The sequence below is a fragment of the Paenibacillus sp. USDA918EY genome, assembly GCF_009870825.1.
Taxonomy (GTDB): Bacteria; Bacillota; Bacilli; order Paenibacillales; family Paenibacillaceae; genus Paenibacillus_AQ; species Paenibacillus_AQ albilobatus.
Genome location: NZ_WTWY01000017.1, coordinates 88,274 through 100,187, shown reverse-complemented (window position 1 = coordinate 100,187; position 11,914 = coordinate 88,274). Strand labels below are relative to the sequence as shown.

14 protein-coding genes are annotated in these 11,914 nt (G+C 47.9%); 3 read left to right on the top strand and 11 right to left on the bottom strand.

What is annotated here, in order from left to right; all coding sequences use genetic code 11:
* Positions 1-2: 2 nt before the first annotated feature.
* The 10 genes from GQY55_RS25350 to GQY55_RS25310 form a co-directional block, all read right to left on the bottom strand.
* Positions 3-1,061: a major capsid protein gene (locus tag GQY55_RS25350; protein WP_201452232.1), complete on the bottom strand. Its 1,059-nt coding sequence runs from the start codon at positions 1,059-1,061 to the stop codon at positions 3-5.
* A gap of 15 nt (positions 1,062-1,076) precedes the next feature.
* On the bottom strand, positions 1,077-1,475 hold the full coding sequence (locus GQY55_RS25345) for a head decoration protein (protein ID WP_160044702.1): 399 nt from the start codon (positions 1,473-1,475) through the stop codon (positions 1,077-1,079).
* Positions 1,475-2,605 carry a head maturation protease, ClpP-related gene (locus GQY55_RS25340; protein WP_160044701.1) on the bottom strand — a complete coding sequence of 377 codons (1,131 nt, stop codon included), beginning with the start codon at positions 2,603-2,605 and terminating at the stop codon, positions 1,475-1,477. Before GQY55_RS25340 ends, GQY55_RS25345 begins: the two co-directional genes overlap by 1 nt.
* Complete coding sequence (locus tag GQY55_RS25335) at positions 2,598-4,160, bottom strand: phage portal protein (protein WP_236575857.1); 1,563 nt, start codon at positions 4,158-4,160, stop codon at positions 2,598-2,600. The genes GQY55_RS25340 and GQY55_RS25335 overlap by 8 nt, the downstream gene beginning before the upstream one ends.
* Before the next feature lie 77 nt (positions 4,161-4,237).
* Positions 4,238-4,489, bottom strand: coding sequence for a DUF6148 family protein (locus GQY55_RS32160; RefSeq protein WP_442953646.1), 252 nt, complete (start codon positions 4,487-4,489; stop codon positions 4,238-4,240).
* Positions 4,489-6,360 (bottom strand): phage terminase large subunit family protein, encoded by a 1,872-nt coding sequence (locus GQY55_RS25330; RefSeq protein WP_236575850.1) that lies wholly within the window; start codon positions 6,358-6,360, stop codon positions 4,489-4,491. Before GQY55_RS25330 ends, GQY55_RS32160 begins: the two co-directional genes overlap by 1 nt.
* Positions 6,338-6,871 carry a hypothetical protein gene (locus GQY55_RS25325; RefSeq protein WP_160044699.1) on the bottom strand — a complete coding sequence of 178 codons (534 nt, stop codon included), beginning with the start codon at positions 6,869-6,871 and terminating at the stop codon, positions 6,338-6,340. Before GQY55_RS25325 ends, GQY55_RS25330 begins: the two co-directional genes overlap by 23 nt.
* A gap of 270 nt (positions 6,872-7,141) precedes the next feature.
* Entirely contained in the window at positions 7,142-7,471 is a 330-nt protein-coding gene (locus tag GQY55_RS25320) for a hypothetical protein (protein WP_160044698.1), read from the bottom strand.
* A 120-nt stretch (positions 7,472-7,591) separates the two neighbouring features.
* Complete coding sequence (locus GQY55_RS25315) at positions 7,592-8,254, bottom strand: hypothetical protein (RefSeq protein ID WP_160044697.1); 663 nt, start codon at positions 8,252-8,254, stop codon at positions 7,592-7,594.
* A 683-nt stretch (positions 8,255-8,937) separates the two neighbouring features.
* On the bottom strand, positions 8,938-9,321 hold the full coding sequence (locus GQY55_RS25310) for a hypothetical protein (RefSeq protein WP_160044696.1): 384 nt from the start codon (positions 9,319-9,321) through the stop codon (positions 8,938-8,940).
* A gap of 157 nt (positions 9,322-9,478) precedes the next feature.
* Here GQY55_RS25310 and GQY55_RS25305 point away from each other — a divergent pair, with 157 nt between their 5' ends.
* Both GQY55_RS25305 and GQY55_RS25300 read left to right on the top strand, forming a co-directional pair.
* Positions 9,479-9,688 carry a helix-turn-helix domain-containing protein gene (locus GQY55_RS25305; RefSeq protein ID WP_160044695.1) on the top strand — a complete coding sequence of 70 codons (210 nt, stop codon included), beginning with the start codon at positions 9,479-9,481 and terminating at the stop codon, positions 9,686-9,688.
* Positions 9,654-10,880, top strand: coding sequence for a site-specific integrase (locus GQY55_RS25300; RefSeq protein ID WP_160044694.1), 1,227 nt, complete (start codon positions 9,654-9,656; stop codon positions 10,878-10,880). The genes GQY55_RS25305 and GQY55_RS25300 overlap by 35 nt, the downstream gene beginning before the upstream one ends.
* Before the next feature lie 354 nt (positions 10,881-11,234).
* Here the strand turns inward: GQY55_RS25300 and yjcZ are convergent, their stop codons facing one another.
* A complete protein-coding gene (yjcZ, locus tag GQY55_RS25295) occupies positions 11,235-11,342 on the bottom strand; it encodes a sporulation protein YjcZ (protein WP_160044693.1) in 108 nt (35 codons plus the stop codon).
* Between the two features lie 316 nt (positions 11,343-11,658).
* Here yjcZ and GQY55_RS25290 point away from each other — a divergent pair, with 316 nt between their 5' ends.
* Positions 11,659-11,865, top strand: a complete 207-nt coding sequence (locus GQY55_RS25290) for a hypothetical protein (RefSeq protein ID WP_160044692.1) — start codon at positions 11,659-11,661, stop codon at positions 11,863-11,865.
* Positions 11,866-11,914 lie beyond the last annotated feature (49 nt).

Sequence of the window (11,914 nt, the reverse complement as noted above, 5' to 3'; positions counted from 1 at the left end):
CCTTATTGCACTTCAGCGACGAACCAGCCGTCTACATCTTCAGGAATCGGAATCGGACGGGAGCTCAAACGAATCATACGTGCATCGCTGTTTTGATCAGACCAAGACTTTGGAACACGAGTGCCTTCGTAGGTATGGAACTGGCCGTCCGCTTCCATTTGCGTCACAGCCCCATATGAAAAGCTGCCTAGATTAGGGCGGCACAGAATGACGGCATTTTCCGGGATATACGGCTGTTCAACGCCGTCATCATCGATAAACCAATCGTCATAGGTGTACAGTTCCAGCCCCAGTCCTGGCAGCTTTCCGCAGTATGTCAACGCAATATCAACAACGCTTGGATTCATGAGTGCAAGGGTGGCGTTTTGTTGATCAACGAGCTTCATAATTTCCGGATCTTTTCGGAAGCTCTCCCAAGCATTTTGCCCAAAAATCACCATGGTCGGGGCGGTACCAGATTTTTTGATAACTTCCATTCGCCATTTCTTAAGGTTTTCAAGCTTCTTACCTTCCGATCCCGGATCACTCCACTTATCTGCTCCCGCGAGAGTTACTTTATTGTCAAACCCGAAGTTAATTTGGTCTTCAACATATTCAGAATCAAGTTTGTCGATATAACCTTTGACAATGATCGGTTTTCCAAGGAAGAGTTCGCGTGCCATCCACTCAATTCTACGAGCAGTCATGTCTTCAAGTTGAGAAAGATCTTTCGCGAGGAGTTCGGCCTGACGTTGTGCCGGTGTGCGCTGGCTGAATACATTCTCGCCCATCCCCCGGGTCATAAGATCATCCACCGTCAAAATGCGCTGTGGAGCGATTTTGGGTGCTGTATACTCCTTCGTTTGATATCCGTCACGGGAAACCGTAATACCGCCAACGCGAGGCGCCACGAACGGAGCCATGGGACGTTTCCCTTTCTTGTAGTCAAAAATGACTTTTTCGGTAACGAACGTGGTCACGCCCGGAAAAAAAGTTTTCGTGAAGAATTTACGAAGAGGCATCGTCTTTTCGATAGCCGCCAGCATTGTAGTTGTTTTGTAGAGTTCCAAATTCATTGCCATGTCAATAGTTCCCCCTTATTTATCGTATGCTTGGTCATCTTTGAGGAAGATGCCCAGCATCCGCAATCGTGTTTCGTGCTTGTCCGCGGTATCAGAGCCCCCAAATTTGAGAGCCTTACGGTTGAACGAGCCCGTTTGGTACGCCGTGGTTACAACGTTGTCGGTTGCACCGGCAGCTCCCGTGTCGATCGTATCGGTCAGGATCGAATCCGCCAGCTCGCTACCATCGGTTTTGCTGCTGTCAACCGGGACTGCCAGACCATCTGCCGAAACAACTCCGAGAACAGTTCCACGCTCAAGCACACCTTGCCCGGCTTTAAGCGTGACCGCCTTAATGTCCGTCGGGTGTTTCGTGTCATAAAACAGGTTATCAGGCGTAGTTGATCCGATATTGTCGTTCCAAAGGTTTGCCATTAGTTCTTCGCCTCCATTCCGCCTCTGATGGCATTCATCGCACTTGCGATGGCATCAATTTGGGATGCTTTTTCCAGATTCTTGTCACCTTCTGGTTGAGTGTCCTGCGATTCCACGGAGCTGTTATTTTGCAATTCGTTCTGACGAGCGTTCAAGAACGTTTCGCCCCTGCCAGCATCCTGTTTCAGCGCCAAGAACGCCAGCTTTTCAACATTCATGGGTTCCTCAAATTTGGCTTTATTGACCAGTTCCTGAGAAACAGTGTTGGCAATATCTTCGATTTCCTTGATCCGGTTACGCTCGGCCTCCACCGCATCCTTGACCGCCTGTTCAATGAGTTGATTGCATAGTTGCGGATATTGATTTTTCAATTCTTCGACATTCGTAATAGACACCTCGTCCTCACTCTCCTTTGTTTTTTTGTTCTGTGGTGCTGGTTCGTCGCTGCCGTCTCGCCGATTAACCTTTTGCCATTGCTCAAAGAAGCGGCGCATTACTGTATCTGTGCTGTTTTGGATGGCTAACATGCTGAATGAAAAGGCATTTTGAATAGGGGCCTCCCCTTCCTCCTGGTACATAATTCTGTCAGCAAACCCATCATTAACAGCCTTCTGAGCGCTCATCCAAGTGGTTTCATCCATCATTTGGGACAGCTTTTCACGGCTCAGCTTGGTTCTGAGCTGGTAAACATTCAAGATAGCTTCTTTAACCTCGTTTAGCACTTCGGCAGCCTTGATCATGTCCTTGTACTCTCCCTGTGCACGTGTCCAAGGGTTATGTGCCATCATAATACCGCCAGGGCTGATCAAGATTTCATTAGCTGCCATCGGGATAATTGATCCGGCTGATACAGCCTTACCGTCGATCTTGGCTACCACGCGCCCCTTATGCTCTTTTAGAGCGTTGTACATACCCATGGCCGCAAAGACATCTCCACCCCAGCTATCAATCCAAACCGTGATGTTCTTTCCTTTGTGAGCCAAGAGTTCTGATCTGAAGTCGTTCGGGGAGACCGCAGAGATTCCGAACCACTCGTATAACCATGCATCATCATCATCAATGATCTCGCCCGATATTCGGAGTTCGACTTCATCATCAGAAAGGTTCTTAAAACTCCAAAATCTACTCATCGTCTTTGTTCACCTCCTTTCCGGGACTTGTAGAAGTTGTCTGCTTTGAAATTTCAGGATTAAGTACTGCCGATCTCATCGACGCAATCTCGATTTGCTGCTGTTGGATGTTTGTCCAGAAGTCGCTGCCATTTGTCTCGATCGCTTCGCGCTCGCGCGTACTTAAACCGAGAGCAATTCTGCGTTCTGCCGCTTCGACTTCTTTGACCGGATCGAGTTGACCAGGAGCCGGTCCGTTCCACTCCGCTTGACACCATGCTTTTCGGATTTTGGGGTCGCCAAAAAACCCGGGCGCGCGAACGCGGCCGAGCGCAACCGCTTCAGCTAGCCATTCCTCATAAATCGGCTGGCAGAATTCTTTGGCCGTCCATTGTCGGCGCATACGGAACATCTTCCAAGCTTCGAGCAACGCCGCCCGGGATGCCGAATAAGACGATTGAAAGTTTTTAAGCAGCAACTCATACGGGATTTCCAGCGCAGCCCCAATATAAAGGCACAGCGAGCGGACGAACGGGTCGAACGTAGAATTAGGACGCTTCGGATCAGCGATCTGAATTTCCTCATCTGGCCCCAGAACGTTAATGGCTCCCGGCCCCATCTCGTAGCTGTTCGGGTCGGTTACTGGAAGTTGTTGTTCCACCGGGATCATTGGACCCAATGGGTTTTCCGAGGTCGGCCCCGCTGTTTTGATGAATACAGTGAACATGGCCGAAATTACCGCGGCCATCAGCTCTGCCTCCGTATACCGTGTGATTTGCTTCAGAGTCTCGATAACTGGCGCCAACATCGGAACACCTCGGCGCTGCTCCGCTCGCTCAGTATCCATCAGGTGGATTATGTTTGGCCTTCCTGTGACTTTTCCGTAGGCTTCGATTCTCGTCCACTCCCGGAGTTGCCCGCTGCTGTAATCCGTTGGGTACGAATTTGCGATGTGATAGGCAACCAAAGCACCGTCATCGTCAATTTCAACACCGGAGTAAATTCGGTTCCCATTCGTTGCCTTGCCCTCTATCGAATCACCGAGCACTCCATTCCCTTGTGGCGTGCTGACCCTGTCCGCCTCGATCAAATGTATCCGGAGAGCGTATGGCATCCAAGGAGTGCGTTTTCCCTGCTTGAAAATGGTGAAAGAATCGCCATTCATCAGCATCCCAAGGAACGCAATGCCCTGCTGATCGTAAAAATCGTTCATCCTGATCGCATCTGAGTGTTTCGATTCGGCCCAAAGATTGAATTCCTCTTCAACGTGACCGCACCATGCATCAGCCTCTTCTGTCGTCATCCCCAGCAATTCAGCGTTAATCCTTGCCTTTAACCGTAATCCTGAGCCGATAACATTTGTCCTTGTCGTCTTAAGCGCGGCAGCCCCCAGCGGTCCATTCATGTACAGGTCCCTGGATCGGCTGCGCAGAGTATCAAGGTTCGGTTCAATGTCATCCTTCGGGTTTTTGGCTGATGTTATCCAGCCACGCATGCTCTTTTTTTGATGACTTGCCCCGCCCTGCTCATAACCATTTATGACACGAGTGACCTGGCGTGCTGCAGTTCGTTTCATACCTGCCACTGGGTTGAAAAAAGAAACCAAACGATCCGTGAAATTGATGTGGATCACCCCCTCTCATTTACAGGAAATTAAAAATCCCGAGGAATAACGCCGATTACGCGGTTTCGGCCATTTCCACGGGACATTCCCTCTTCTGCTGCTATTTCTTTTTCAAGATACCTGATCATGTCGGATATTTCGGCCAAATTGGCTCTTGTTAAGTTTCTGCCGGCGATCGAGTAGGACTGCGCCCCGCTTAAAATCGCTGACTCGCATGCAATATACTCCGACAACCTCGTCCTTAAGGATTCGAGTCTGGTCAACCTCAGCACCTCCCCCATTAAATCTGAATTCCTTTACTCACCACGCCAGACCGCCGCTGCTGCGAGGCGGCTTGGGGAGCTCCTGCCCCTACTGGAGCGATTGATCCAGCATTGCAGAATGGATTCATATTGTCCAAATCCGGCTGCAGAATTTCTATCGCAGCGCGGTTGTACACCGCAAGGTCAAGCGGCTCGTTTCGTTGCCGGACCTTTACCCAAACTTGGTAAGGTACCCCCATTTTCATGCGGGTATGCAGCGCCTCGGCCGTCAGGCCCTCAAAATATTGCCGCTCATATCCGCGGTTTCGCTCCTGCGTGGAAAGTGGGAAATGGACATAACCCCGCATTTTAAGCCCGTTTTCGTCCACCATCGGCGTTTTCAAGGCGCTCATGACTTTAGTTTTCCCTTCATCGACGCCGAGGCGGATGACCGTTGCCTTGTAGCGATTATTCGTTGATGTCCCGATAATGAGCGGCTGCCGGGTTCCATCACCGGTGCCTTCCCCTTTGATGGCAAACACTCTACGTGCTGCCCGCTCCTTACAAAAGCGATACACCTCGTTTGTGAAGTGGCCGCCGGAGTCCATACAAGTCAGCGCGATCGGAAATTTTCTTCCGTCGGCATCCTCCCACGTTCGTTTTAAGAACTCGTCTAGGTCGGCCCACACCTGGGGCTGCTTCAAGTCGCCGCGGATCACATGGTATTGAATACGCCAATTCTCATGGCCGACTCCCCAGCCCTGAACCTCAACCTCAAAACGATCGTCCTGGGTATCGACGGCTGCCGTCAGGATCTTCACACCATCCGGCACATCCGCATTGTACGGTTCCCGGCGTTTGTACAGGACTTCATCGTCCAACTGCTCGCCCTTTTCTTCCCATGTTTCACCCAGGGAAGTATTGACCCAGGCTTTAAGCGTTTCGGTCCCGTTGTGCTTGGCCTCTCGGAACTCTTCGATGATGGTTTCCCAGCGTTTCCACGGGCTCGCAAGCTCATTCAAGTGGAATCCGCGAACCTTGCGGTTTTTCTTCCGGGCAACCCACTTGCCCGAGCCAGCCTTCCACTCTATTTCCGAATGAAGAGCGCCGCAATATTTGCATGCCATCGACGCATCTTCAAAGCGAATTTGTGCCCAGACCAGCGGCTGATGATCTCCGCAGCTAGGGCAAGGCAAACACCACTGTTCCATGCTGCTTGCCTCATAGGCTGTCTCGATCCGGGAGGCACCTTTGATTGTCGGCGTACTGACAAGTACCCGCTTCCGGTTGTGGAAGGTTGTCGCCCGCTTGGATACCAACGTTACTGGGTCACCTTCGGTGCCAGCAGAGACTGGATAACGGTCTACCTCGTCAAGAAGCACGACCCGGATAGGCCGGGACGCCAAAGAGGCCGGCGAGTTAGCGCCAGCCATCGTAATGTGCCCGCCGGGGAATGTCTTGTGCAGCATTGTGTTTCCGCTGTCCCGACTCTTCGCCCCCGCCATTCGCTTTTTCAATTCTGGACTGTCTCGCACCATCGGTGAAAGCCTGTCCTTCGAGAAGGCCTGAGCCAATTCGAGCGTTGGTTGGACCAACATGATCGGCGATGGATCTTGATGAATGAAGTAACCGATGATGTTCAGGATGATCTCTGTCTTGCCGACCTGGGCCGAAGACATGACAACGATCGTTTCGGTCTCATCATCATTCAATGCGTCCATGATTTCCCGTTGATAAGGCGCCCGCTCGGTTCGCCATTGTCCCGGTTCTGCCGAAGCTTCAGAGGAGAGCCGGCGATAAAGGTCAGCCCACTCTGAAACCGTGAGGCTTGGGGGAGGAGCAACGACCCTCGCGATCTTACGAAAGAGGGCTTCGGTCTTTAAGTAATTAGGAACCGCCATCAGAATCATTCCTTGCCCGTTCTTGCCGGAACAACTCCGGGTCATAATCAGCTAATTCAGCAAGAGCTTCATCCAGCGCCGCAGACAATCGGCCCTTAACAACGTTTAATTCGTTTTGTCCGATCAATTCCGGTGCCAAACGCATTGGAATCGCCCGGATACGCTGCCGAAATGCCCCCAACATGTCGTTCATGACCGCCTCGACATCTGCAGAACGGTGTAATTCCCCTTGCATTTCAGCCAGTTCAAGGGCCGCTTTTTCCTTCTTGATGCGCTCATGTTCCGTCTTTTCATCGATAAATCGGGGCTTCTTATCGTCCTCTTTGCCGCCTGAAACGTGCTCGCAGTAGGCTCGAACGGCTTCTCCGAGCAGGTATTTTCCTCTACCCACCTGTTTTAAGACGCCATCCCGGGTCAATTGGCGTATCCATTGGGGAGTTTTCCCCACAATCGCGGCCAATTCGGACGTGATTACCTCTTTGTCTGGCAGATTTTCCGCTTTCGTTTTAGATTTAGCCAATTTCCCCACCTCACTTTCGTTTTTCTGCGAAAAAATGCTATTTTGAAAATTTCAGACATAATTCGAAGTGAAAAATAAAAAGGCCCTCGATCGGCCACTTGCCAAGCGAAAGCGAAAGCAATTTTTGAAAACTAAATCTAGCGGAAAATCGGGGTCGTCCGCACCCGCACCCAACCTCGACCGCCAGAAGGACCCGTCGCCGAAAATTCGGCCCCTCTCAGCCGTTTTTGCCCTAGTCCCGTCTCTTTGTTCATCTCCACATCAGAACGCCTACAAGAGCCATTTCCGTCGGTCTGACGACGTGCCCTTGAATATATCATTAACATAGTCTGCAATGGACTTCTTCGTCCCTCGGCTGGTCGGTACGTAATCATCATCGATCTTCCAAGACTCTTCGAGTGACTCCGCAGTATCTCTAAAGACAATGCGCGGCCTCAACGAACGGTGAACTTCTGCACAGATAGACGGCATTGCTGCAATCGTCATATCTACTGCCACGCCGCTATCACCAAACTCATCAACGAATGCATTGTACAAATCCTTAGCGGCAGCTGCGATGCGTTTCGCGGGATCAGCGTCAATCTTAATCTTGTCGTCCATGTCGTCTCTCCTTCCGATTACGTGGTGCCGGCTTTGCTGCATTATTCGTTTTCCTGATCAGCCATCGGATCAGCTTCATCTTTCACCACTCTCCACAGGGTTCCTCGCAATAACCTTGGTTTATCCCACATCAAACCGCCTTGGTGCGGTATGCAGGAACGCGATGATATTCCCATTGTTGCTCTTTGGCAGATTCTCGAAATGATCCCTTACCTCTGCCTCCCATTCGTCCGCTGTAACTCCAAAGGACTGCAGTTCCTCTATCCGTTCGCTTATGCTTTGATATTGCTCTTGTGTTATTCTCATGTGCTGTTTGTTCTTCTTCAAAGCAAAGTGTTTCAGATAGGTTTGAAAGAAGTGATTTTGTATGGTTTTAAAATCGATGTATTTATTAAATCTTTTATCATTCGTTAGTATATTATCATTAGTTACTAGCGTTGGATTTTCCACAACTGGAAAACCCGATTCTGGACGTAATGACGGGCTTTCGTAAATATCGAGTTCCCAAGACATGATTTTCCCGCGCTCATTTTTGACCGCGTAACGATGGACATAACCAAACTGCTCGAGCTCCTTCATGCCGCTGCGGATGCTGTCCTTTTTCTCGGTGGTGTGCTTCATTAGCTCGTCCAGGTAAAAGCGGAAATGGTCCGGCTTGGTCAGCATGTAGGCGAGCAGGCCGCGGGTCTTAAAGCTGAGGCGTGCGTCCTGCAGCGCTTCGTTTACGATCCGGGTAAATGGCGGCGGGTGCCGGCCAGTCTTTATCACTCGATGAGTTGCCACAGCGATACAACCTCATCAGCCACTTTTGCTCAATCCCCAACCGCGTTGGTTTGTGTTTCTGAGTCTGCCCAACGTAGCATTTTGAGTAGTGATCGTGTAATACCACCCTGCCCGAGTATCAGGCCGGATTTCGGCAGCGATGGGCCGACGTATATCGATTGGTTTCTGATCATCTGGTTGCGGGCACCTCCTCAAATTTATGCATAAAATATTTATCCCTGCCCGACAGCAGATGGCCAAGCGTACTGCCGGGGCTTACGGGATGGTTGCCCCATGCGAGCCTACAGTACGTATAACGCACCATCAAACAGCCGCACAGGGTATATATGTGAAGCACCCCGGGAAAACCCAGTGTGCGGTCACCAAAAGAAAAGGCGGATCATCCCGACCCGCCCGCGCCTCACCTCCGACAGTGTTTTGCAACTACATATTGATCGGAGGAAGCAAATAACCTATTCGACTTGATGGAAAACCGAAGCGGGAGCTTTCACCACTCAAATAAAAGAGTTCGGCTCCATTGCCGACCTGGTAGGCAGGGCGTTCACGCCCCTGTGGTGTCCTTCATTCGATTTTCCATGATACAAATATACAGCATAGAAAGTCCAATAACACACAATGTTTCCGCATTTTTTTCACAATATTTCCGCAAAAGTTTCTTTGAAGCCGATATTTTTTTCCTTGTTTTATATCAGTTCTTCCCTTTCCTTGCGTTCACGAAAATTAAGAACAAAATTCACCCCGTCACGATAAGCATCTTCATAAGTCCAATTCATGCAACGCTTTATGGTGTCAATAAGGATGGCTTCATCGACTTTATAAAATCCCAACATTTCTTCGATAAACGAACAATGTTTATCAATAACAGCACGCTTGGCGTTCCTATAACCCGCGTACTCGTCTTCGTCAATTGCCTCAATTGCTGCTCTGATCGTTGGGTATGTGCATTCTGGACTGCTACGAATATCAGGAACTATTTTATAATCCATACACTCACCTGCTCCAGCACCGTTGAGAATTTGTATTTTGTGTCCCCGATGTTCTTTGACGGTTACCCATTCTTTTTTCATAAACGTTCCCCCTCCTGAAAATAGATTTGGAATTCCAAAATGTTTCGTTTCCTGTACATAATATATCATTAGCGATATCGACAGTCAAACTAAATATTTGACTTTCTGTATTTAATGGATTAGATTCTATACATAATATACTGAAAGGGAAATGAATATGCCATTTAATTACAAACCATTATTTAAGCTTCTCATCGACAATAACATGAAGAAAACCGATCTCCGAGAAGCAATAGGCGTCGGTCCTTCTACCCTCGCAAAATTTGAAAAGGGCGAGAATGTATCGTTGGACGTAATCGAACGCCTCTGTTCATATTTCGGAGTACAACCGAATGACATTATCCAACATACGAAGGGAAGTGATTGATTTGCCTTGGTACCACGACGATAAGACTGATACGTATTATTTCAAAGTTAATTACAAGGAAAACGGGAAGTACAAACAAATTCTGCGTAGAGGATTTAAAACCCAAAAAGAAGTCAAAGCCGCAATGGCCGAGGTGGAGAATCAAGTTAACAAAGGGACCTTTGTTAAGGTTTCGAAGCGGCTGTACGAGGATTTTGTTGAAGATTTCCTTGAAGATAAGAAACGATCGATTAAACAGCGAACATGGGAAAATTACGCCACTCTGATGAAAAAGCATATTTTACCGATGAGGAAGAACAGCAAGGGGAAACTTGTTGGTTTAGGCAAGAAGGAAATCGGCAGCATTACTGCACGTGACATCCTAGATATCTATAATGACTTGTTTGAGACGGGTAATTTGTCAGACGAGAATATTCAAAAATGCCATACACTTATAAAAGACTCGTTTAAACAAGCCCGAATCGAGAAGCTTATCTCAGAGGATCCGGTTGAGTTTATTAAAAGACCAAAAGCTCAGAAAAAGGAAATGCAGGTATGGTCACTCGAAGAATCTCAGCAATTCCTGCGAGCGGCTTCTTCCGATCCTCTTTATATCGTATTCCTGCTTGCATTAACCACTGGAATGCGACAAGGCGAAATTCTAGGACTACGCTGGAAGGATGTTGATTTCAAAAACCGAATCATAAGCGTGACACAGATCCTCAATCATGATGGAAAAAGTTTCGATGTAGGTGCAAAGACATTATCTGGTCAAAGACCTATTCGATTGGACCAGGAAACGATGAATGTTTTAGCAAAGCATCAAATTAAGCAAAAAGAAGCTCGAATGAAATATGCAGATGTATTCGAGGATAATGGACTTGTTGTCTGCACTCGTTTCGGCAGCCCTGTTTCGCCACGGAACGTCAACCGATCATTTGAACGAATAGTCGAAAAAATAAATGATGACATCGATGAGCGTCGCGCTAACGGAGAAGAGACTGAAGAACATTTAAAAAAGATCAGATTCCACGACCTTCGCCATACCCATGTTACGTTTTTGATTAAGAACCGTGAAACACCTCAGGCAATTGCGGAGCGCCTTGGTTGGTCTGACACAAGAATGATAGATAAGTATGCACACATCAGACCTGATATCCAGGAAGATGTCGCAGACACGTTCGGGAAATCATTTTACGGTTCACAATCATAACGGATTCGGCCTGCTGGTGAACGTGATACGAATTTTGATACGAAAAGGGCTACAGAAAGCTACTTTTAGATACCAAATAAATGTTCGTGCGAACACGTCAAAGGCTTGTCCTGAACAGACTTTTACTGAAAGATACCGAACACTTAATCATCTTGACAGGGTGGGGGTCAGTGGTTCGAGCCCACTGCAGATCATCAGCAAAAAGTCCTTGATTATCAAGGGCTTTTTTATTTTATCTTCAGGAATATAGCACTTTAAAATGGCATCGGGGACAAAGCGGGGACAGAAATGCACCTGCCAAAATAATGAAGACCCTATGGTTATATATCACAGGGTCTTAAAGATATGATTTACTTAGTAGAAGAACGATTTAGTTATGATAACCAGCAAAATGAAGAGTACCAAGATTGCTGCCATATTATTGCCAATACCACCGTAACCTACTCCACCGACTTCGCTCATCCTACACTCCTCCTTGATTTAGAATACTTTATATCTTATGTATGAACTAGAAACCGGTAAGGGACAATTCGGCAAGTATAATTAAAAAGTGATAGGCTGTCGCTATTTCCAATAGTTATACAAATAGTTTAATGCGCATTGCTTTTATTCTATATGATATAAAGCGGGCCGAATATGGCCCGCTTTTTTTGTTTTCAACGATTTATCGTCCAATGAATTTTGTTATAATTGTAACAGGAATTACACGAATTGCACTTACAACCATATAAAGGTATTATAGTGTTTGTTGATTTCCATCAGCAAGGGAGATGATCCGATGGTTATGATATTATTAGGCGTTATCATGATTGTTTTCGGCTTATACGATTATAAAAACCCAAATTCCAAACTGCTTAAAATATTGAACCGCCGCCCGAAGCATGATGCCGACCGACAAGAAATACGCTCAAATGGTTCGATCGGCATCGTTAGCGGAATCATGTTTATATGCATTGGAGCAATCGCCTTCTTTTTAAGAGATTAAGATCATGAAACCAAAAAGGAACCGGCAAGCCGGTTCCTTTTGACGATCC

Coding starts and splice junctions, on each gene's coding strand:
- GQY55_RS25350 (WP_201452232.1), bottom strand. CDS start 1,061: ATGGCAATGAATTTGGAACTCTACAAAACAACTACAATGCTGGCGGCT.
- GQY55_RS25345 (WP_160044702.1), bottom strand. CDS start 1,475: ATGGCAAACCTTTGGAACGACAATATCGGATCAACTACGCCTGATAAC.
- GQY55_RS25340 (WP_160044701.1), bottom strand. CDS start 2,605: ATGAGTAGATTTTGGAGTTTTAAGAACCTTTCTGATGATGAAGTCGAA.
- GQY55_RS25335 (WP_236575857.1), bottom strand. CDS start 4,160: ATGAAACGAACTGCAGCACGCCAGGTCACTCGTGTCATAAATGGTTAT.
- GQY55_RS32160 (WP_442953646.1), bottom strand. CDS start 4,489: ATGGGGGAGGTGCTGAGGTTGACCAGACTCGAATCCTTAAGGACGAGG.
- GQY55_RS25330 (WP_236575850.1), bottom strand. CDS start 6,360: ATGATTCTGATGGCGGTTCCTAATTACTTAAAGACCGAAGCCCTCTTT.
- GQY55_RS25320 (WP_160044698.1), bottom strand. CDS start 7,471: ATGGACGACAAGATTAAGATTGACGCTGATCCCGCGAAACGCATCGCA.
- GQY55_RS25310 (WP_160044696.1), bottom strand. CDS start 9,321: ATGAAAAAAGAATGGGTAACCGTCAAAGAACATCGGGGACACAAAATA.
- GQY55_RS25305 (WP_160044695.1), top strand. CDS start 9,479: ATGCCATTTAATTACAAACCATTATTTAAGCTTCTCATCGACAATAAC.
- GQY55_RS25300 (WP_160044694.1), top strand. CDS start 9,654: ATGACATTATCCAACATACGAAGGGAAGTGATTGATTTGCCTTGGTAC.
- yjcZ (WP_160044693.1), bottom strand. CDS start 11,342: ATGAGCGAAGTCGGTGGAGTAGGTTACGGTGGTATTGGCAATAATATG.
- GQY55_RS25290 (WP_160044692.1), top strand. CDS start 11,659: ATGGTTATGATATTATTAGGCGTTATCATGATTGTTTTCGGCTTATAC.